We start from the raw sequence: 22,086 nt of genomic DNA, 5'->3' as shown, positions 1-22,086 counted from the left end.
AACCTGATTATTTCAGATAAAATTAAATTATGTATAATGCTGATTTAGAGAAATTAAAACGAGATTTTATTAAGTATTTATACGAGAAAAAAATCGAGTATAAACTGAATGATAATGCTGATCTAAAAGCAATTGATCTAACTTTTTGATTAAAAAATACCTTGTTTAAAATCATGTTTAAACAAGTAGAAAAATCTGATCAAGAACTTGATTTAGAAGCAATTGAAGAAGACATAATTTTTATGTCTAATTCAGTTTTAGATGATCAAGAATTATGATTAATTTCAAATCATGAACAACTTGAAGAAGTTAAAAAATATCTTGATGAACTATTAAAATAGTCAATTCAAAATATTTTTATTCTGCAAATAAAAAAATAGAACCTGTTAATTCAGGTTCTAAATTTAATTTATTTTTTTGCAGTTTTTTTAGCAGTTGTTGATTTTTTAGGTTTTTCTTTATTTTCAGAATCTTTTTCAGTTTTAGGTTTTTCTGCTTCTAAAGATTTAAGAATTTCATCATATTTTTTAGATTGTTCTTCACGATATTTAGTTAATTCTTCAAAACCCTTTTTGTCGTTTAATTCAATTAATTTATCTGCTACTAATGAGTTAACAATGGTTGCTTGAAGTTGCTCTTTTGTTAAAGCACCTGTAACAGTTTCTAAAGACATTTTATATGTTGCAGCTAATTTTTTATAGTGTGCATCATAATCTTTTTGCTCTGCATTAATTTTTTCACGACGTGAAATTTCAACGTAAATTAATTGATCTGTTAAAGAATTTTTAGCTTCATCTCTGATTTGTTCAGTTAATTTTTCTTCTGAAGATTTTAAATATTCTAGATACTCTGCTCTAGTTAATCCTTGTTGTTTTAAAGTGTCTTCAAAACGCTTGTTAATTGCTGACATTTCACGTAAAACTAGGGCTCTTGGATATAAAATTTCACTACCTTTTTTGATTTCTTTAAATGCTTCTGCTCTGAATTTTTCAATTGCTTTATCAGCAATTTCTGACTCAAGATTTTTCTTTAAATATTCCTTTAAAGATTTTTCATCAGTTACATCTTTAAGACTAATTTTGTCAAAAAATTCTTTATTTAATTCAACAGTTCCCGGCTTTTTAACATCTTTAACATTAATAGCGAAAACCGCTTCTTTTCCAGCGTATTCAGACACATAATAGTCAGTTGGGAAGCTAACTTTAATGTCTTTTTTATCACCAGTTTTTAGTCCAACAAGTTGTTCTTCAAAACCCGGAATAAATGTTTTGCCACCAATTTTTAATGAGTGATCTTCTGCAGAACCACCATCAAATTCAACTCCATCGATTGACCCAACAAAGTCAAAAACCATCTCATCACCTTCGTTAGCTTTTTCAGTTGTTGAATCTCATTTGGCATGTCTTCTAGTGAATTCTTGCATTGCTTCTTCAAGGTCTTTTTTATCAGGAGTTAAGTGTCCTAATTTTAATTTTAAACCTGTGTAATTAAATTTTTCCATTTCAGGATAAATTGGATATAAGAATTTAATTTCTAATTGCTCATCGCTAATTTTTGAAATTGTATAGTTAGGTGAATCTAAAATTGTATCTTTAGAAGGATCAATTTTTTCGTTAGCAATTTGTAAATATTTATTTAAAAATTTTTCATTAATTGCTTTTTCTCATTTTACCTGAGAAGAGATCCTTCTACTTGCTTGTTCTCTAAAAGCAGGGCTTTTTGAACCTGGTCTAAAACCATCAATTTTAACCGTTTTTAATAGTTCGTTAAATGCTTTTTCTTGCGCAGATTTTCATTCTGCTGAAGGTACAGAAACTTCAATAACGATTTCACTATTTTCTTTGTCTATAGTTCTTTTTGTCATTATTTCCTCTTTCATAATTTTTTGAAATTTTAAAAATTATTTATATTATATTAAATAACTCAATATTTTTTTATTTAATCTTATCTAAAAAAATCATTGCTGTTTCAATGATTTTTTGTTGATATTTTTCATCTAAAAAATAATCAACAATTAAAATCTTTTCATTAAAAATGATTTTTAATAAATCCTGAATATGTTCTTCGCTTAAGTTGTTACTTTGTAGCAACTGGCTAACTTTTACATATGCTAAAGATTTTTTAAAAGGCAAAATATCTTTCGTATTAAAGATTTTTTGATTGTAGAAAAAATCAAAATGTTCTTCTAATCTAATCAGTTTATCTAGTGCATGAAATTTTAATGAATGCTTATGAGCAGAATGAAAAATTTGTTTAATTTTATCTATTTCTGATGTTTCATTTTTTAAAATGCCATTAATTGAATCAATTACTAATTCATCTGGATAATTTTGAAAATTAGATAAAATTTCTTGATAGTTATAGTAATTATCTTCTAACTTATCAAGTTTAACTTTTTCAATTGCTTCATCAATTAAATCTTGTTCATGTTGAAAAACAAATTGAAACTTTAATTTTTCGAGCAGAAAAATTTTAGTTTTTACTTCTTCATTAAGCCCTAATATTGTTTCAATTTCAGTCTGAAGTTCTTTTGATGAATTGTCCATATGTTTATTAAATAAAAAAAATGGCGATCGCGAGAGGATTCGAACCTCCGACCACAAGCTTAGAAGGCTCGTGCTCTATCCAACTGAGCTACGCAATCAACCGTTTTTTTATTATAGTAAATTTTTAGTATCTTTTGTTAAAAAAATATTTAGAAAATTACACTAATTTTTCAGGTTAATTTTAGGCTATTTTGTTTCTTAAAAACTGACTAAAATATTGATTTTGTTAGCATTAATTTCATAAATAAAAAATATTGATGCTTTATAAATGGCATCAATATTCTAATAAGCAGTTAAAGATGTTTTCTTGATGACCTAAAAATATAACTAGATTAATCTAAGTAAATTTTTCAGTGTTTGATTTCATCTTCAAAAATATAATAAAACATTTTCTTTGAATAAGCACTCAAGTAATCTTTATTACTTACACTTGTATTTTTAAGTGGAGTTTGTAAAATCACCTGAGCAGCATAATTCATTGCTTGAAAATAAAAGTTGTATTTGTCATATATATTTTCATCTTTTCTCAAAAAAATTGATTTTGCGAATCTTAAATTTTGAATATCTAGCGGTCGATATTTTACACCTAAAGATTTTATATCAAGTTGTATCGTACTTATAGTTTTAAATAGATCTACTAGTTTTTGCTTTGTTAGCAATTTGGAATTTTCCATTATTGTTTTCTTATTGATTTTGTAATTTTTAGCAGTGTTTAAAGATTCTACAATCCAAAAAATAATTGTTGCTAAACCAGTTAAACCATAAATAATTTTTTCAATGATGATTGAATTTTGATCCGTGATGAATTCTAGTGAAATAACATAAGCTATTGAAAAATAAGATAATGGAATAATAGAAAGAGAAATAGCTAAAAAGATTTCTGTAAAAGCTCATGCTATGTTATTGCTTTTAGAAACTTTTCCATCAACAAAAGGTGTAATATATAAAATATTAAATTGCTTTAAACGTTTTTCAATCACTCTATTATTCTTTTGTGCTCTATTTCTAAACAATTTTAGACTTGCTAAAATTGCTAGCAAGGGAAATAAAAAAGTAAGCCCAAAAAATACTCATACAACTGTTTCAATCATGTTTAATACTCTACTTTTAATGCCATATTTATAGCATTGATTTATTAGATAGATATTTCTTTAATTATACCCTTTTCACCAAATTTTAAATATGAAAATAGGGTAACATCATTGCTATCCTATTTTTGGTTAATTGTTAATATTTATAAAACAAGAAAATTATTTCTGTCATTGATTAATTTCGTTTTTGAAAGCATGTAAAAAAACATATTTTGCAAAGCCTAATAAAAAGTCATCATCTTCGATATTAGAGTTTTTTAAAGCAAATAAATTTATCGCTCTAGTTATGCGAAATAGTGTTGAAAGATATAAATTATATTTGTCGTGAAGGGTCTTAAATTTACTTGATTGAAGGTGCCTTCTAAAAATATTTTTATGTGTTTCATAAATTCGAGAGTTAATTTTATACTCACCTAAGTCATAAGGAATTTCTTTAATCTTATTATAAAATTCAGTTAAATTAGCACCATCAAAAATTAGAGTATTAGTCCATAAATATGTGTTTCTTTCTCTATGATTTTTGATTATCATAATTCATGTTAAGACTAAAATTACAAATGAATAAAATCCTGTTAAACCATAAGCTATTTTTCAGGCTGGATATCCTGATTATCAGAAATAAATTCAACATTTATTCAAAAATAAATAGATACAATAATCAAAGGTGCTGTTCATGCAAAAAATCAAATGATCATTTCCATAAGGAATATTTGTTTTATCTTTGAATTAACAAGAGCTCCTTTTACAAAAAATGTAATTATAGGAATATCATTATCATGAAGTAAAGTTGTAATCTTGTTTTTTTGTCATAAAATTAGTTTATTCATGATGAATAAATAAAATATAGACATTATGTTATGCGAAAATGATGCTACAAAAATAACTACTCAATCATATAAATTAAACATTTATATTTCCTTTTATGAGCATGACAAAATCGAAGATCAAATTCACTTTTAAAAGAATATTTTTAAAAGCGAATAGTGATTTAATACATAAATTATTATTGATCTTATTTTTGATATACTGCATTCTCATTACTACATTTTTTAAATTTCTATTTGTCAAGAAATTACCACCAATAAGAAAACAGAATTATAAATTTAAAATTTAGCTAAAATTGTAATAGCAATTAGATAACAACTAAATTATATAATTTTTGCAAAAAGAGTAAATTAAAAGATACTCATTTTTACAGTTAATTAGTAATTAAAAAATTAAAATTAAACAATTTAAAATTTTTAGTTATATCATCTTTGAATTTCGTATTCAAATATTTTTTTAAAAATATTTTTTGCGTAAGCAAGCACAAATGTATCATAACTAAGTACAGGATTTTTCGAATAAAATCTAGATAGTACTCTTATCATACTAATAGTAGCCACAATGTATAAGTTATATTTATCATTAAAAGTTTTAATCTTTTTTGAATAGAGTTTTTTGTAAACAAGCTTTTGTTGCATCCCTAAAATTCCATTACTTAAGTCTGTATCACCAAGTTCGTGTTTTATATTTTTTATCTTTTCATAAAAGACACTAAAATCAGCCTTCTTAAAAATATTTGTGTTGTTAGAAATATAATTAACTCTAAATTTATGATTACTTCTAGTTTTTAATAACAATAAACTAAATAAGATTACTGCATAAAGACCTGATAGTCCATAAATTAACTGTTCCACAAAGATATTTTGATCTTGAGATATAAATTTAATTTGAGTTCAATAAAAAAGTGACATATAAATAAGTGGAAAAAGTGAAACTATAAATGAAAAAAACAACTCGATAAAAAAGAACTGCTTAATTATAGAATTTGAAAATTTACCACTTACATAAAGTGTTAAAAACGGAACACCCATCATAGTTAAATCATCTTTAATACGATCTAAAAATTTTAAAATGAATTTGTTAATTCAAAAAAGTTGAAGAATAAATAATACCTCTGGGAGCAGACTAAAAACTACAAAAATAACTCATATACCTGGTTTAAACATATTTATACTCCTTTACTTAATGATGATACAAAATAAAAATTTTCATTTATCATTCCTAATCCAAAAAATCACGAAACATAATTTCTATTTTTCAGTAGATTTTCAAAGCGTTATTTCCTTTTCAAAAATAGTATTAAATACTTTCTTTGCATATGCATTTAAAAATCTAGCATCACTTATTTTTCCCTTTTCAAGTGAATAAAATTTTATATTTGTTGCTATGTGATTGACTGAAAAAATATACAAATTATATTTATCGTTTAAAGTATTTTCAGTTTCCAACTTTTTTATTATGCGTTTATCTCTTCATACGATGATTTTGTAATATATGTTTAAATCATCATAATTATCTTGTATTGCATTCATTTCTAAATATAAATTTTTTAATTCGCTTTTTCTAAATTGATTTGTTGAAATATTTAAATTTATTAGTCTGAGTTTTTTATTTCTTTTAACTACCAAAGACATCAATAATCAATAGATTATTGTAAAAAATCCTGTTAAACCAAAAACTACTTTTTCAATAGTAATATCTATGTTTTGTTCAATTCTAATGTTTAAAATATTTATATTTATTGAATAAGCAAGTGATATAAAAATTAAGGGTATGAAAGATAAAAAAATAATTAAAAATCATTCACCGACAATTACATTTCGAAGGAGTTGATGACTATATTTTCCTGTAACATAACCAGTTATAAATGGAATTTTATTGTTCTTAAAAACGTTCATAATTTTGCTATTAACATTTATAATTAAACCTTTAGTTATGAATAATGCTCCTAATGGAACTAAATAAATTAAGAAAGTAAAACCAAATATTATTCATATTAAGATTGAAAACATTTTTATTTCTCCTTCCATATTATTAAAGAATAATTTTTTAAATTTCTTCCTTACACTAAAGTGCATGAGCTAAAAATTATTTTACAAAGTAAGTATTTTTTCAATCAACTATTTCTTTTTTAAAAACTGTTTCAAAAATATTTTTTGAAAATGCTATCTTGTAATTCTCTTTTGTCGATGTTTGTGAATTAGCAAAAGAATAATCAAATTTTTCAAGCGACTTATAAACCACTTTAAGATATAAATTATATTTATCTTCAATTGTTAAGTTGTTACTATTTTTAAATTGAACCTCTAGTTGTTTCATAGTTGATAAATATTCTTTTGTATTCTTTTCTCAGGAATGAATGTTGTATGAACTATTAGAAATTTGATCATATAAAGATTTCAAATCTTGGACTTCAAATTTCTTTAATTCTTCAACTTGTAATTGCTGTATTTTCTTTGCTGTTTTCAAAATAACTCATATATAAAAGGTAAAAATTAGTGCAGACAAAACTCACATTGCAATATAAAGTCCTAAAGGAAAATTTTCAAAATCAGGGTTATTTTCATCAATTACAATTGGGTCAATTAAAACAATTATTGTTGATATTATGGCTGGTAAAAAAGAACAAAAAATTAAAGGCAAAAGTTTAATTAAAAAATTTTTCTTGTTTTCTTTTCTAGCTATTTTGCTATCAACATATGAAGTCAAAACAGGTAAATCATTATTCTTAAATAAATTTAAAACTTGATGTTCTTGTCTTGCGAGGTCTTTTTTTAAAAAGTATCTTCCGTAATAAAAAAGAGCAAGCCATCCAATGACACCTAGACCCGTTAGAAATAAAAAAATATATGAGAGTGTCATATTTAAAACCTTAATAATTTTTTGAAAATTATTTTCATATTATAAACTATTGTCAAAAATAAAGGTTTTTTGTTTTGTTAAAAGAATGCAAAGAATAAGTCAAAAAAGCAGTTTTTTAAAACTAATTTAACTAAAATCTGTAGGTTTTTTAGAAAATAAAAAACCTACAGACACGATACTTCTCGATGTGGCTGCTACATCTCTGTCCTGACCAGGTTACAAGGTTATCATTCTATAGGCAAAGTTATTATAAAGATTTTTTTTTAAATTTAATCAAATTTTATGACTAGTTTCGCCATTAAAAAAAGCAAAAATTTATGATTTTGCTTTTTTATAATCAAAAATACAAATCAGCAATATTCTTATATAATAATCAAGTTATGAAAGTCGATCAGATTCTAAAAGTTAAAATTTATAAAATCAATGGAAAAGGTGTTCACATTAAATATGTTGGGCATTGAAGGGGCATAATTCAAGAAAATGCTAAAGGGCAAAAATTAAGAGAAGATGTTAAAGATTTTTTGCTAATAGGTGAATTTATTGAAGTGCAGATTACTAAGGTAGATGATGATCAGCAGTATTTTGAAGCAAGTTTCAACAATTTGCGCCCTAATCTAGACACTAGTCCTTCACACTATCAACTAAAACAGACAGTCGGTGGCTTTCGTAATTTAAAAAAACACTTAGATAAGGAAGTTAAAGAATGAAAAAAATCAAATTAGATTTAAGTAAAAGCACTATCAAAGATCACGATATCTTTGAATATGCTGAAAAAGTCAAATATATTAATGATAAAATGAACAACTTTTCAGCTCCTGGTTTTGAAATGCTAGGTTGAAAAGATTTAGCTGAAAACTATAACATGGAAGAGTTTAGAGCAATGGAAGCTAAAGCTAAAGAACTTGTTGAAGAACAAGTTGAACTACTTGTAGTTATTGGTATTGGTGGTTCATTTTTAGGAGCAAAAGCAGCGATTGATTTTATTAAAGGTGAATATCCTGTTAGAAATTCTATGGAAGTAATGTTTGCAGGAACAAATTTATCAAGTACTGATTTATATCAAAAACTGCAATATGCTGATAGCAAAAAATTTGCTATCTGTGTGATTTCAAAAAGTGGTAAAACACTAGAACCTTCAATTGCTTTCCGTGAATTTAGACTCTTATTAGAGCGCAAAATCGGACCAAATAATGCTTCAAAATATATCGTTGCAATTACTGATGCAAATAATGGTTTATTAGCAGAATTTGTTAGAGAAAGAAAATATACAAAGTTCATTTTACCCGAAAATATTGGTGGTAGATTCTCAGTTTTAACACCTGTAGGAATTTTCCCAATGTTATGTGCAGGAATTGATGCTTTAAAAGTTATTAAAGGTGCTGCTGAAGCAAATCAATATTTTAAAAGTAGCGATCTAGATTTAAATGATGCTTATAAATATGCAGTTGCTAGACACTTACTTCATAAGCGCTACCCTGTTGAATTACTAGTTTCATATGAAAATTCACACCTATATTTCTTAGAATGATGAAGACAATTATTTGGTGAATCAGAAGGAAAATTACGCAAAGGAGTTTTCCCTTCAACTGCACTTTTCACTAGAGATTTACACTCAATTGGACAATTTATTCAAGATGGTTCAAAAGTACTTTATGAAACAGTTATTTGAGTTGAAAGACCAAAAATTGATATTTCAATTGAAGATACAGTCGATGATCTAGATCAATTAAATTATTTAATTGATACTAGTGTTCATAATATAAACAGAGCAGCTTATGAAGCAACTGTTGATGCCCATTTTGCAGTAGGTTCAGTTCCAAATATTCAGGTTTTATTAAGTGATAATTCAGAAGAAAGTCTTGGTGCACTATTCATGTTTTTTGAAAGAGCAGTTGCCATCAGTGCCTACTTATTAGATGTTAATCCTTTTGACCAACCAGGCGTTGAAGTTTACAAAAACAATATGAATCATAAACTTAAAAAATAAGCAAAAATGTCAGTTTCAAACTGACATTTTATTTTGATTTTTTGGTGTCATTTAAAGGAAATGAATTAACAACTTTATCGAAAAAACTTTGTAATATATGTTGCAAATATTGTTTATTAATAGTAGTTTTTTCTAAATATTTTTTAACAAAAGCTTCTTTATCGCTATTTAAAACAAGCAGTACTTTTAAATTAGAAACACTAGTTTTATGAAGAATAGGAACTAAAAAGTTATCCAAATCTCAAGGGTTAGTTGAAGGATCTAAATTTTCAATTATTAAAAAATCACTATTTAATGCTTCATGAAAACTAACTTGACTTTGTTCAACTTGTTGCTTATTTTTATTTTGAATTTGACTTATAAATAATCTAAAATCAATATGCAAAACTTTGTGAGAACGTCTAGTTAATGACTCACTTAAAATAAAAATAGATTCAACTGGATGCATAAAATAAAAGTTATTTTCATCACCAAAACAAATTAAATAATTCTTTTTATTTTTAAAAAGCAATGGTGTCTTTTTAGGCGAAATAAATTGGTACAAATCATCAAAATCAAAATAATAATTTGACACTGATTTAAAGTTCAATTCAAAGCGTAATTTTCTACCCTCTTTATTCTCTAAATAAACAGGTACAATTTCAATTCTATTTTTGTTTGTAAAAACAAATTTTTTAGTAATTGCTTTTTTTACTAAATCATCTTTATCTAGTTCTTCATCCATTGTTGCATCGAGCATTTCAATAGCAAATTTTTCAATTTCTTTTTCAAAAACTTCAACAGGAATTTTATTTTTATTAATTGATTCATTTTCAAATTCTTTAAATCAATTACTTGATTTAATTTTTTTTCAAGTGTCTTCTAATGAATTTTTAAAGCCATATGAAGAAACTTTAATTTTGTCGAATTCACCTGAAAAATAGGGCTTTTTAGTATCTTTTTTATCCATAATTATTTGCTAAAGTTTTCTAAAAATCTTGTAAATGCAGCTTGTCTATCATCATCTAAAATATTTGATTTTTGATTCTTGATTTCTAAATCATCTGTATTAGAAATATTGTGATTCAGTTTGTGATTTGCATTTGGTGAAAAACTTTTTTCACCAATATTTTTTGAAAGTGAACGCTTTGTGTCAAACAGTATATTTGAAAAATGAGACTTAACATCTTCAAAAGTATTTAGCCCTCTATTGGCTAAATCATTAATTATTTTTTCTATTTTTCTTTCAATAATTTTGCCATCTCTTTTTCATACATAATTGATTACTAAATTAATAATATTTTGACGACTTTTTAGCATTCATGTTTTAATTAATTTTATTAAATTTTGATCAGCAACATGACCCTGTAAATAGTATATAAATTGCTCTGTATTTAATTTAAAAGCAGCTTCTTCATTTGAATGAAAAATCTGATTATTTAGTTCAAGAGTTAATGTCTGTTCACTAGCAAATGCTTTCTCATTAATTGTAACTTTTCCAAAAACTTCTGAAAAACTTTTTGACTCAATTGTGAATTCACTTTCATCAAATAGTTCTTCTTTTACAAAATAACTTTTGATTTCATTAAATCTATTTTGACCAACTTTTTTTAGTAAATAAGAACTTAAAATCTTATTACTAAAAAATTCTTCTGAGTTATTTATTTTTGCCAAATAAAAAAGAGTGAAATGTTTTGCATCATTATTTTTTGCAACTACAAGACCACATGCTTGTAGTTGAGCAAGCATTTCTTCAAACTTATTAATGCTAATAAAATTCGACATTAAAAAGCGATCTAGACTGTAATTAAATTGCTTACTTACTTTATGATGGTCAGCAAGTAATTGTAATAGCATAGCAGTTTCAAAACCGATAATAGGTAAATATAAAATACGTAGATTTCTAAAATCTTTTTCACTGTATTCTTCATACAGTTGAATTACAAAATTGTCATATTTCATACGCTCACCTCTTCAGTTCAAATCTCTCTACAGATTATTATGAGACCTAAAAGGCTATTTTTTTAAAAACTGTTTAAGAAATTCTGGATTTTGCCGTTCTTCATAGGATATATTAACAACGTTTTCGTTCGAAAAAGCCCTATTTATCGCCTCAAAAAGCTCAATTTGAGACTTATTAACATTGCGATTTTTGATATGTTTTTGTCTCTGTTGATCATTGACATTTAGAACATAAATCTTAGAAAAAAGTGCAAAAAAATTAAAATTTTTATTGTTTATGTCGGCGATTTCGACAAAATCGTAGTAGTTTGACTTTAAGTGCTCGTAAAGGTAGGGATGGACCACTTTGCTTAGCTTATCAAGGTTAGTTAAATCAGCCAGCAGTCAATCTCTCAACTTTTGCCTATCAACCTCTGTTTCAGTTACAAATTCACTACCTAGTTCGCTTTTAATAGCGTTATAACTAGGCTGGTTTGCCATGTAATTTGACCTATAAAATTCATCACCTATTAAAACTTTAAAGCCTAACTCACGCAACTGATTAGCAAAGTAACTTTTTCCACTAAAAGCCTTACCAGTTATCGCTTTCATATAGTTCCTCTAGTTCTCTGCTGACAGTATTTAGTTTTTTTTCAGCAAAAGATTCTCTTGCTGACTGATCAAAATTGACTTTTAAGCGATAATCTTCATCATCTAAACCTAAATCAAGATCTTTAGTTAAAGTGGCTAGTTTTTTACATTGAAAAACTAGTTCTTTATTTTCAAAAAGTTTTTCCTTTTGCTTATCTGAAACTGATGAATCTGCTAGTTTTTCATATAAGTTTTCTAAATTATTAAATTCGGTTAATAATTTAGCGGCAGTTTTTTTACCAATTCCAGGGACCCCTTTTAAGTTATCGCTTGAATCACCTGCTAGCCCTTTTAAATCAGGAATTTGCGAAGGTAAAACTCCATATTCATCTAAGAAGTTATCGATTGTGTACATTTTTTCTAGTTTTGTGTCATGAGTAACAAAAATATTTTTTTCAACTAATTGTAATAAATCATGGTCTTTAGAAAAAATGTAAACTAGGTCATTATCAGATTTATGTTGTGCTAATGTTGCAATTACATCATCAGCTTCATGATTAGTTTTACCACCAAAAGCAAAGTTAGCTGCTTTTAATAAGTTAAAAATACTCTTTAAGTCTTCACGAAACTGCTCAGGAGTTTCTGAACGTGTCGCTTTATAACCTTCATATGCTTCGTGTCTTCAGGTTTTTCCGGGCACATCAGTTGCTATATATAAATGAGTGGGTGCAATACTTTTAATTAAACTAAGTAATGACATGAAGAAAAAATGCTCCGTGCTAGTGATATATTTAGCACTTTGTGCAGCATAAAAAGAGCGAAAGGCTAGATAAGAGCCATCGATTAATAAAATGCGTTTATGTTGATTATTCATCAGTTTCCTTTGTCGCCAAAACTTCTAAAACACTAAAAACGTTATTCGAACTTTTGGCTTTATTTTTTTGAATTCTAACTAGATATTTTTGATCTTTTTTAACCTGATCAAGAATATCTTGATTGTTTTTTTTGAAAAACATGACCCCACTATTTTGATAAGCATCAGTAAAGTTCATATAAATTAAGTTACCACCTCGGTCTGTATCCTTTTGACCAATTCTAGTAATTGTAATTTCTAGTTCAGCAATTTGCTCTTCTTGCATATTACCTAGATTAACTGATTCTGCAAAGTTAAAAACTCGACCTAAATGTTTTTGCTCGTTAATTTTTTCCTGCTCGACATCTCTTTCATTTTCGTTAATGAAATCGCTTTCGGTTTCTAAATTATCAATATCGATAGTGTCTTGCTTGTTTAGTTTTGCAAAAGCTTCAAGTTCTTTATATAAAAGGTTAGCATCAGTTAGTTTTTCTTTAAGTTGATTTTGAGTTCCAAATTCTCTTAAAACACTTGCTTCGATCAGCAGTTCAATATTTTTTTGAGTTAAACCAGCCATTTTTGCACGAATTGCAAAGTTATAAAAGTTTGTGAACTTGTTTCTTGTTTTAAATTCAACTAATAACTTATTAAGTGTTGATTCACCAAAAGATTTAATCATGTCTAGGGGTAAATAAATTGTTCTAGTTTTTAAATCAATTGTATCTGCTAAGGTCAAGCGATTAATAGTAGGTGAAGCCACTTTTATATTTTGTGTATCTTTAATTTCATCCAAGATAAGTTTTAATTTATCTTGATCACCTTTAACTTTTTCAATTTGAGCTGCATAAAAATATAAAGGGAATTTAGCTTTTAAATAAGCTGTGTAATAAGTTAAATATGCATAAGCAACGGCATGACTTTTATTAAATCCATATTCTGCAAAGGATTGAATTTTTTCAAAAATATTTTCTGCTAGATTAGTTGGAAATCCATTATTTTTAGCTCCTAATAAAAATTCACCTTTCATGGAATCAAGCATGACTTGATCTTTTTTACCAATTGCCCTTCTAAATAAATCTGCTTTAGCAAAACTTAGTCCTGCAATTTTTTGAGCAATCTCCATAACTTGTTCTTGGTAAATCAAAACCCCATTTGTCTGTTTTAAAATTTCATCATACACTGGATGAATTTTTTCAATCTTATTTGGGTTATGTTTATTTTCAATATAAGTATTAATGTATTCCATTGGCCCAGGTCTATAAAGTGCAATGATATCGTAGATATCTTTGAAAACATTTACCTTTGCTCTTTTAAAAACATTTGTCATATTACTTGATTCAATTTGAAATAAACCAATTGTTTTTCCTGAAGAAATTAAGTCTTTAATATCTTCTTGATATTGAATATTATTCGGATCTAAATGTGCTAAATCCAGGTTATTTGAAACAACTTCTGCATTAGCATTTTGGCTATGAGTTTTTATAAATTTAATAATTGATTTAACGACAGTTAAAGCTTGTAGAGAAAGAAAATCAATTTTTAAAAAACCTAATTTTTCAAGGTATTCTTTGTCATATTGAATTTTAAAAAAACCTTTATCTAAATCTTGAGTAACAGGTAAATAATTTATTAGATCTTCATCTGAAATAATTAATCCTGCTGCATGTGTACCACTTTGTCGTGGTGCACCTTCAATTAATTTTGCTTTTTCAAAAAGATTTAAATAAATTTCTTTTAGTTTTAAAGTTCCCGATGAACCCTTGTTCATAAAGCGTTGTAATTCTTTATTTGTTTCTAAATTTTCAGCAATAGTTTTTTTGTCTTTTAAGTACTTAGATAATTCATTAATTGCTGTCACGCTAAGTGAATTTTCAGGCTCATTTGTTTGGTAATATCTATTTATATCTTTTAGTGCACTTTTTGCTGCTAAATAAGAATATGTTGTAATAGATGCAACTTTAGATTTGCCATAATTTGGTGCAATATAAGCATTAATTAAATGGTCTCTTTCACTTGCCTCAATATCAATATCTATATCTGGTAAAGTTACTCTTTCTTCGTTTAAAAAACGCTCAAAAAGAAGGTTATATTTTAATGGATTTACATCAGTTATTTTTAATAAATAAGCAACTAAAGAACCTGCAGCAGAACCACGTCCTGGACCCACTAAAACACCCGTGTTTTTCGCATATTTAATGATTTTTGAAATAATCAAAAAGTAGTCTTCAAAACCTAATTTTGTAATAACTCTTAATTCATTTTTAAGCCGATTTTTTGCTTCATCTAAATTGTTTTTAAACTCATCATTTTTTTGATTAAATGCTTCAATTAATTGTGCTTTTAAAATCTCTTTTGAATCTGTATTTTCTTTTGAAAATTTAGGAATAAAGGAAGTTGGTTTTTTAAAAGTTATATTGATATCTTTAACTAAATCATGAATTCTATTTATCATGATTTGATTAACATTTTTACCATCTTCCAAAACGCTAAAAACCATATTTTTATTGCTCTCATCAGAGTTAATAAAATTCATTATTTTAATGGCTTCATTATCTTCAAAATTCATTATTTTATTTTCCTGAATAAATAGTGATTTTGGATCATCTAAATTATTTTCTGAATTATAAAAATCATTAATTTGATTTTCTAAAAATTCATTTTTAGTAACTCTAAATTTTTCTCGTGGGTGGTTGATAATTATTAAATCATCTTGTACTTTAGATAAATCTAAAAGTGTTGCATGACCTGTAGTCAATGCCTTAAAAGATAATCTTCTTAAATTAATTAATCCACTATTATTTTTTGCTATCAAAATAATTCTTTTATTATTTTCTAAAAATAGTTCTAAACCAAAAATTGGTTTTATATTATTTTCTAAACAAGCAAAATAAAATTCAGCATGTGCATACATATTATTTTGGTCTGTTATTGCTAAATATTGCATCTGATTTTCTGATGCAAATTTTATTAAATCTTTAATAGTTATTTTTGAATTTAAGAAACTAAATTCTGTGTTTAAGTGAAGGTTAACAAAGTTGTTCATTTCTTAATTATAAAGTGTAAATGAATTATTTATTTTCATATGTATCAATATTTTTATGAATTTTTCCTCAAGAAAAAAACTTGTCTTTAATTACTGATTCAGACTTTTTATTTAAGCGAATTTTTCTATATCATTTTTTTTCAAATGAAAAACAGAAAATTTCGTAGAACTTGATTTTTAAAAGAACCATTGCTACATAAATGTAGCTTCATGAAATTAAATTTAACAAAGCTAAGATAACTAGTTGCATAAAAATTCTTAAGAAAATATTAACTGTTGTAACTTCAGTTAAATCTAATGAAAACGGATTATAAGGATCTGCAAAGTGATAGATTAAAACATAAGTCGTATAATCTGCAATATCAGCAGCATTTTGATTTTCCAAAATGTTGTTGATCAGAACATCCGATTCATAAGAAAGTAAAAACAAGATAGTGATTGAAATGTAGTAAAGAATAATGTAAATTGAAATTATTAATCGAGTTCTTCTTTTGATGATTAAATCTTTACGGTTTAAAAAGAAAATTGCAACTGTGACAATTGGAAATAATCCATGACTCATAATTGAATGAAAATTATCTTGTGCATTTGTTCACTCAACTGTGTAAGAAATCAATGCTCAATAAATTGTGAAAGTGATTGTGATTAAAGCTGCTGCTGAAAAAATAAAGTTTTTTGCTCAGTTAGTTTTAATAAAAGTAATAACTAAAACGGCTGTAGCGGCTATTAAATTTGTCTGAGTAGTAAAGTATAAAAAGCCATAACCATGACCTACGAAGACATATAAAGCATTTGAATTAACATCTCATGTGGGGCTCTTTATTAAGTTGATTGTCATCATCTCAATCAACATGAAAAGCCCAAAAACAAGAGTAAATAAATCAAGAATTTTAAATTCTTGATCTTTTAAAACAAATATTGTTCTACCTTTTACTACAAACCCTTTGAAGTTGTATTTAAAAAGAATGAGGTTAAAAAAATTATTAATTTTATATCTCGTTTTCATATTGCGTTCTTTTATATTTATTCTACTTCAAAAAACTCTGCCTTAAAAGAAGAAACAACTTTTTTTTCAAACTCATTTATTTCGTTTAATTCATCTTCAAGTTGTTTTGCTCTTGTAATACTTGGTCTAATTACTGGTTGTTTTGGAGCAAATAATTCACAAGATTCACTGCACTGTTTTATAGAAATATCATGAGTTAAATATTTCTTAGAACGGTTAATAATATCGTTTTTGTTTTCAGTTATTAAGGGTCTAATAATTTCTAAATTACTTTCGCTAGCGATTGTATTTAATGACTCTAAAGTTTGTGAAGCAACCTGTGCTAAATTTTCACCAGTTGAAATAGCAAGTGCTTTTTCATTTCTTGCTAACTTGTTTGCAAGGCGCATAAATGATCTTCTCATTAAAGTAATTTTATAACTTTGATCACTAATTAAACCAATGTAATTCATTAAGTCGGTGTACTCTGTAATATAGATTTTACTACGCCCTTGATACTTAGTAAAAACCTTCATTAAGTCACGTAATTTTGCAACAGTATTTTCATCAGTATGTGGTGGAGTTATGAAAGCTAAAAAAATAACTTTAACACCCCTTTTCATTAAATCAATTGCTGCAACGGGTGAATCAAAACCACCTGATAAAAGGTGAATAACTTTTCCAGAAACTGAAACAGGTAGACCTGATAAGCCATTAATTATTTTGTCAATAATATAAATTCCATCTTTTCTAACTTCAATAATTAAGTTTAAATCAGGATTATGTAAGTCAACTTTTAAATTAAAATTTTGAATTATATAACTTCCTAAATTGCGATTAATTTCATCGCTACTAAATTCAAAAGTTTTGTCATTACGTCTTGCACTTACTTTGAAAGTTTTGTAATTAGGATCAATTATTTTTTCTAAAATTGCTTTGACTTCATCTAAATTTTTTTCAACTTTTAAGACAGGAGAAATTGTACTAATTCCTGGAATATGAATTAATTTATTTAAGTATGTTTCAGCATAATTTACAAACATTCTGTCATATTGTGCATCTACTTCAGTTTTTAATATTGCCTCAATATTATCTTTAAGTTGTCTTGTAAATAATTTTCTATTGTCACCTTTTAAAACTAATTCTCCATATCTAATTAAAATCTCGTTATACATTAACTCACCTTTCTAATTTTCTTTAAAGCAGTTAATAAAAGTAAACAAGCCATCACATAATTATTTTTTTTGACTGCTTCTTTTATTTCTAAATATGCTAAATCTAATTCTTTATTTTTTAGTCTGTATGAAGCAAAATTATAGTTCAAAACATTATACATGTTGTAAGATTCTATTTGTTTTCAAAACTGTTGAAAGAACTTTGTAGTTGATTTTAAATAGTTTTCTATGTCAACATAAATTGAATTATTTATCTTGTTATTATTCATTTCATATTCTTGAATAATCTTGGCAGTTCATGTACTTATTTTTAAAATATTTTTTTGAACATCTTCACTAATTTTAAAATTTATTTTATTTGCTAAAGCAACGATTCAATCGAAAATTTCGTAATAATGTTTGAATCTACAATAAATATTGCTACGATTATAAATAGCAAAATTGACATTATAATTTAATGCATTTGCTCTTTTTGAAATTGAATGAATTGATTTAATTGCTTCTTGTAATTGAAAAAAATTATTCATTAATAAACTAATTGCAGGTGTTTCACTTTGCTCAATATCTTCATCACTTGAAGAAATTAAATTTTTATTTAATTCTTCAATTGCTTTCATCAATTTAATATTTTCAATTATGTCTTTTACCTTTTTCATATCATCAGCAATGACCTTAATTTCGAGTGAATAATTTTCATCTTCATAAGCAAGATCATTTACTAAAAGATTTATTTTCTTTTCTAATGTTTTTGAAAATTTAGTTAGCTCTTTATATTTTTCAACAATCTGTTCTGCATAACCATGAATAAAAATAAGTTGCTGAGATGAACGATTGAAAAAGTCTAAAGCACGATCATAAATATTTAAAATCTGGTTTATCTTTTCATCAATTTCATCAAAATTTGAATCATCTAAACTTTCTTTTATTTCAGTAAAAAGTTCATTAATATCATTAATGGCATTGTCTAATTTAAACTTAGGAATATTTTGTTTTTGAGCAAACAATAATTTATTTTCTAAGTCACTTAAAAACATGCGACACTTACCTCATTCAGCATCGCTGGCAAAGTATTCGTAGAATAAAATTTTCTTTAAAAGTCTGTCTCATTTTTTAGTTTCATCATTTAATTTATTTAATTTTTTAGATGAATCTTTTTGGTTAACTCCAGCATTAACTATTTTTTTATGCTCTTCAACTAATGCTTCATGAGTCTCTGATAAGAAGTCTTTTGTATAAACTAAACGAAACTGATTTTCATTTAAAAATCTTTCAAAAGCAGTCAAATTATTATCAACAATTAAGTTCATCTTATCAAAACTTTCTTTTCGATCATTAATTGTATCAACGATCTTTTGTCATTCAATTTTTGATGACAAAATTTTGCTATTGAACGAAATATTTTCGAGGTAATTTTTAATCAGTTTCTTAGGATTATATAGTTCTCATTTTGAGTCAAAATTATTAATTGTTTTACCTAAAAAGTGTTCATATTCTTTTAAGTTTTCATAATATTTATCGTAGATTTCTTCAAGGTTTTCACCAACTTCTAAAAATTCGGTGTTTTCCTTATCAGAATTTAAAAGATATTGCATTGTATTATATTTATCCTCGACATCTATGATGATGTAAGTATTTTTAGTTTGTTTTTTTCGTCTTGACTTGAAGTAAAGGGTTGCTGAAACAAAATAAATTGTTGCTAGCAAAGCAAGCATAAAGGCAATACAAGAAACGATAATTAAAATGTGTCATCAGTGCATATTTAGTTATTATAAGTCTATAATTTTAAAGCAGGCTTAAATATTCAAAAAAACTATTTTGAGCCTAAAAAACCTTAAAAAATAAATAGTCAAGGTTTTGAATTTTTTTGCTAAAATAAAAAGACAAAGCAGCAGTAAGGTTTAACTGTCGACCTTAAAAAATTCCCTTGATTTGCGTGTAACTTGTAAGCTGACAAGCGAAAACATTAAATTTTTAAGAGCAGTTAGATACTTATTTTTCTTTGAAATCAAAACATACACTTAAAGAGGTAAAAAATGTCAAGAATTAGAGGCTCAGTTTTTAAACGAGCACGTCGTTATGGTTTTTCTATCTTAGAAACTGGTAAAGAATTTTCTAAAGGTAAAAAACGCCAATATGCCCCAGGGCAACACGGAAACAAACGTGTAAAACTATCAGATTATGGGAAACACTTATATGAAAAACAAAAAGTTCGTTTCTTATACGGAATTAATGAAAAACAATTCGCAAGAAGTTTTGAAAAAGCTTCAAAACGTAAAGGTGTTACAGGTACAAACTTTTTACAATACCTAGAACAACGTTTAGATAACTTAGTTTATCGTGCAGGTTTTGCTGAAACAAGAAGACAAGCAAGACAATTTGTAAACCACGGTCACATCTTATTAAACGGTAAAAAAGTTGATATCCCTTCAGTAATTGTTGAAGTTGGTTCAACAATTAGCGTTAAAGATGGATTATTCAAATCTGAACAAGTTAAACGCTCACTAGAAGTTAGAAGTGCAGCATCTTGAATGGAAACAAAAGGTAATAGTTCAACTTTTACAAGACTTCCTGACCGTAAAGAGTTCTTAAAAGAAATCAACGATTCATTAATCGTTGAGTACTACTCAAAATAAAAAGAAAAACAAGGAATTATCCTTGTTTTTTTATTTCTTCTTGCAATAATTTAATTAATTCTGGCTTTTGATTTTCAATGTCATCTAAAGTTGCGCCTGAAGCGTTTTTATGTCCTCCACCTTTAAAATGTTTGGCAATTTCATGAGTAGCAACATTTTTTGAACGCATTTCTAGTTTTCAGGTTTTTAAATCTTCATTTTGAACTAGTGAAAATCAGACTTCATAATCATCGATATTAGCAACTGTGTTTGTAAAGCGAATTGCAATGTCTGAAGTTATTTCATATTTTTTTAAAGTTTCTTGGTTAAGTTCAAAATAAATAATTTTGTCTAAGGTAACTGCATTTTCTAAAATGTAACCTGATAGTCTTGAACTTTTTAAGGTTTTTTTAGCTAGGTTATCATAAAGTTCTTTGACATTAAAATCTTGTCTAAGTAGTCAAGCACCTAGTTCTAAAGTTTCAAAGCGATTACCTGAATAGGCATAACGATTTGAATCAGTTGTGATTGATAAATATAAATATTTAGCAGCTTTAGCATTGATTTTTCAATTCAATGTTTTTGCGATTAAAGCAATCTGCTCACCTGCAGCTGCTGCATCAGGATCGATATATGAAGCAATAAATTTTTCATCATGATTTACTTCATGATGATCAATTCTAGCAATTACATGAAAGTAATCACTTGTAAAATATTCGCCTAGTTCAATTCTTTCTCTTTGAGAAACATCGACAGTAATTGCTAATGCTTTTTTAGGATCTTTGATTTCACTAATATCATTAAATTTTCATTCCATTCATGGATAAGCATCGTAAGCGTTACCAATAATATAAATTTTTTTATTAGGATAATTTAACTTTAATAGTTCAGCAAGTCCTGCTTGAGATCCTAAACAATCGCCATCAGGGCGAATGTGATGAAAGATTGCAATTTCTTCATAATTTTTAATAACTTGATCAATTTCTTGAATTGATCCAATAATTCTGGTTGGGTTGTTTTGATTCATGTTTATATGATATTGCAAACAAGCCTATTTAGTGAAACTAATTTAAAACATGAAAAAATTGCAGTTTTTAAGTCTTTTAAGACTAAAACTGCTTAGTTTTTGAGTAAATAGATTTTAAAAATACTAACAAGCAAAAATATTGGTTGTTATTCTGAAAATATATTTAGATTTTTTTGTCTTTTATGTGTGGTTACATTTAATTTTTAAGTTAATATGTCATAAAAGTACTTGAATTTGATTAAATGTGATCATTAGTTTGCATCATAAATTCGACTAAAAATAAAGACAGTAAATTTTAACTAGCCAATAAACACTACAAAATTAACCAAAAAGATCTAATTTCAAAATCCAAATCTGCTTAATTGTCAGCATAAAAAAACTAAAAAAACCATCCCTACAAGTAGAATATTTGCAGACTAAATTTGTAAAATCATCAACTTGAAACTAACGTTAAAAACAGACATAATTGTTTTCAAAATAAAAAAATCAGGCTATTTAAAACCTGATTTTGTCAAAAAAGAAAGGACGACATATTATGTCATTAATCCAAAAAACGAAGATTAATAACA

At 26.2% G+C, this 22,086-nt stretch carries 20 protein-coding genes, 1 tRNA gene and 1 other RNA gene; 4 read left to right on the top strand and 18 right to left on the bottom strand.

The window, feature by feature from the left end; all coding sequences use genetic code 4:
• Positions 1-29: 29 nt before the first annotated feature.
• Positions 30-341, top strand: coding sequence for a hypothetical protein (locus tag CJF60_RS03300; protein WP_084231932.1), 312 nt, complete (start codon positions 30-32; stop codon positions 339-341).
• Between the two features lie 68 nt (positions 342-409).
• Here CJF60_RS03300 and tig read toward each other — a convergent pair whose 3' ends face one another.
• The 9 genes from tig to ffs form a co-directional block, all read right to left on the bottom strand.
• Positions 410-1,864, bottom strand: coding sequence for a trigger factor (gene tig, locus CJF60_RS03295; protein WP_159444192.1), 1,455 nt, complete (start codon positions 1,862-1,864; stop codon positions 410-412).
• Positions 1,865-1,934: 70 nt separating this feature from the next.
• Positions 1,935-2,546 carry a hypothetical protein gene (locus tag CJF60_RS03290; RefSeq protein ID WP_084231934.1) on the bottom strand — a complete coding sequence of 204 codons (612 nt, stop codon included), beginning with the start codon at positions 2,544-2,546 and terminating at the stop codon, positions 1,935-1,937.
• 21 nt (positions 2,547-2,567) lie between these two features.
• Positions 2,568-2,644: transfer RNA gene (locus CJF60_RS03285), tRNA-Arg, on the bottom strand.
• A 234-nt stretch (positions 2,645-2,878) separates the two neighbouring features.
• Positions 2,879-3,637, bottom strand: a complete 759-nt coding sequence (locus CJF60_RS03280; RefSeq protein ID WP_084231935.1) for a hypothetical protein — start codon at positions 3,635-3,637, stop codon at positions 2,879-2,881.
• 159 nt (positions 3,638-3,796) lie between these two features.
• Positions 3,797-4,168 carry a hypothetical protein gene (locus tag CJF60_RS03275; RefSeq protein WP_084231936.1) on the bottom strand — a complete coding sequence of 124 codons (372 nt, stop codon included), beginning with the start codon at positions 4,166-4,168 and terminating at the stop codon, positions 3,797-3,799.
• A gap of 710 nt (positions 4,169-4,878) precedes the next feature.
• A complete protein-coding gene (locus CJF60_RS03265) occupies positions 4,879-5,628 on the bottom strand; it encodes a hypothetical protein (RefSeq protein ID WP_084231938.1) in 750 nt (249 codons plus the stop codon).
• An 84-nt stretch (positions 5,629-5,712) separates the two neighbouring features.
• The gene (locus tag CJF60_RS03260) at positions 5,713-6,474 is read right to left on the bottom strand and encodes a hypothetical protein (protein ID WP_143823378.1); all 762 of its coding nucleotides are present in this window, start codon (positions 6,472-6,474) and stop codon (positions 5,713-5,715) included.
• 76 nt (positions 6,475-6,550) lie between these two features.
• Positions 6,551-7,324: a hypothetical protein gene (locus CJF60_RS03255; protein WP_084231940.1), complete on the bottom strand. Its 774-nt coding sequence runs from the start codon at positions 7,322-7,324 to the stop codon at positions 6,551-6,553.
• 157 nt (positions 7,325-7,481) lie between these two features.
• Positions 7,482-7,566, bottom strand: an RNA gene (ffs, locus tag CJF60_RS03250) — signal recognition particle sRNA small type.
• Between the two features lie 75 nt (positions 7,567-7,641).
• On the opposite strand from ffs, the gene CJF60_RS03245 reads away from it, so the two are divergent.
• Entirely contained in the window at positions 7,642-8,046 is a 405-nt protein-coding gene (locus tag CJF60_RS03245) for a S1 domain-containing protein (RefSeq protein WP_084231941.1), read from the top strand.
• Positions 8,028-9,311 carry a glucose-6-phosphate isomerase gene (locus CJF60_RS03240; RefSeq protein WP_084231942.1) on the top strand — a complete coding sequence of 428 codons (1,284 nt, stop codon included), beginning with the start codon at positions 8,028-8,030 and terminating at the stop codon, positions 9,309-9,311. The genes CJF60_RS03245 and CJF60_RS03240 overlap by 19 nt, the downstream gene beginning before the upstream one ends.
• A 28-nt stretch (positions 9,312-9,339) precedes the next feature.
• On the opposite strand, the gene CJF60_RS03235 is transcribed toward CJF60_RS03240, so the two are convergent.
• Genes CJF60_RS03235 through CJF60_RS03200 form a run of 8 tightly spaced genes read right to left on the bottom strand, consistent with a single transcriptional unit; the run spans position 9,340 to position 19,635 of the window.
• On the bottom strand, positions 9,340-10,260 hold the full coding sequence (locus CJF60_RS03235; RefSeq protein ID WP_084231943.1) for a hypothetical protein: 921 nt from the start codon (positions 10,258-10,260) through the stop codon (positions 9,340-9,342).
• Positions 10,261-10,262: 2 nt separating this feature from the next.
• Positions 10,263-11,252: a DnaD domain protein gene (locus tag CJF60_RS03230; protein ID WP_084231944.1), complete on the bottom strand. Its 990-nt coding sequence runs from the start codon at positions 11,250-11,252 to the stop codon at positions 10,263-10,265.
• 54 nt (positions 11,253-11,306) lie between these two features.
• Positions 11,307-11,843 (bottom strand): dephospho-CoA kinase, encoded by a 537-nt coding sequence (gene coaE, locus CJF60_RS03225; RefSeq protein ID WP_084231945.1) that lies wholly within the window; start codon positions 11,841-11,843, stop codon positions 11,307-11,309.
• A complete protein-coding gene (locus tag CJF60_RS03220) occupies positions 11,824-12,696 on the bottom strand; it encodes a 5'-3' exonuclease (RefSeq protein ID WP_084231946.1) in 873 nt (290 codons plus the stop codon). Before CJF60_RS03220 ends, coaE begins: the two co-directional genes overlap by 20 nt.
• Entirely contained in the window at positions 12,689-15,718 is a 3,030-nt protein-coding gene (gene dnaE, locus CJF60_RS03215; RefSeq protein WP_084231947.1) for a DNA polymerase III subunit alpha, read from the bottom strand. The genes CJF60_RS03220 and dnaE overlap by 8 nt, the downstream gene beginning before the upstream one ends.
• 25 nt (positions 15,719-15,743) lie before the next feature.
• On the bottom strand, positions 15,744-16,724 hold the full coding sequence (locus tag CJF60_RS03210) for an MAGa3780 family membrane protein (protein WP_084231948.1): 981 nt from the start codon (positions 16,722-16,724) through the stop codon (positions 15,744-15,746).
• A 17-nt stretch (positions 16,725-16,741) separates the two neighbouring features.
• Entirely contained in the window at positions 16,742-17,878 is a 1,137-nt protein-coding gene (thiI, locus tag CJF60_RS03205; protein ID WP_084231949.1) for a tRNA uracil 4-sulfurtransferase ThiI, read from the bottom strand.
• Positions 17,878-19,635: a hypothetical protein gene (locus CJF60_RS03200; protein ID WP_143823380.1), complete on the bottom strand. Its 1,758-nt coding sequence runs from the start codon at positions 19,633-19,635 to the stop codon at positions 17,878-17,880. The genes thiI and CJF60_RS03200 overlap by 1 nt, the downstream gene beginning before the upstream one ends.
• Positions 19,636-19,911: 276 nt before the next feature.
• Between CJF60_RS03200 and rpsD the strand changes: the two genes are divergently transcribed.
• Positions 19,912-20,511 (top strand): 30S ribosomal protein S4, encoded by a 600-nt coding sequence (gene rpsD, locus CJF60_RS03195; RefSeq protein ID WP_084231951.1) that lies wholly within the window; start codon positions 19,912-19,914, stop codon positions 20,509-20,511.
• A 16-nt stretch (positions 20,512-20,527) separates the two neighbouring features.
• On the opposite strand, the gene CJF60_RS03190 is transcribed toward rpsD, so the two are convergent.
• Entirely contained in the window at positions 20,528-21,517 is a 990-nt protein-coding gene (locus CJF60_RS03190) for a DHH family phosphoesterase (protein ID WP_084231952.1), read from the bottom strand.
• Between the last annotated feature and the right edge of the window lie 569 nt (positions 21,518-22,086).

The sequence above is a fragment of the Mycoplasmopsis agassizii genome, from assembly GCF_002272945.1.
GTDB classification, from domain to species: Bacteria; Bacillota_I; Bacilli_A; order Mycoplasmatales; family Metamycoplasmataceae; genus Mycoplasmopsis_B; species Mycoplasmopsis_B agassizii.
This window is presented reverse-complemented; position numbering and strand designations above follow the sequence as displayed.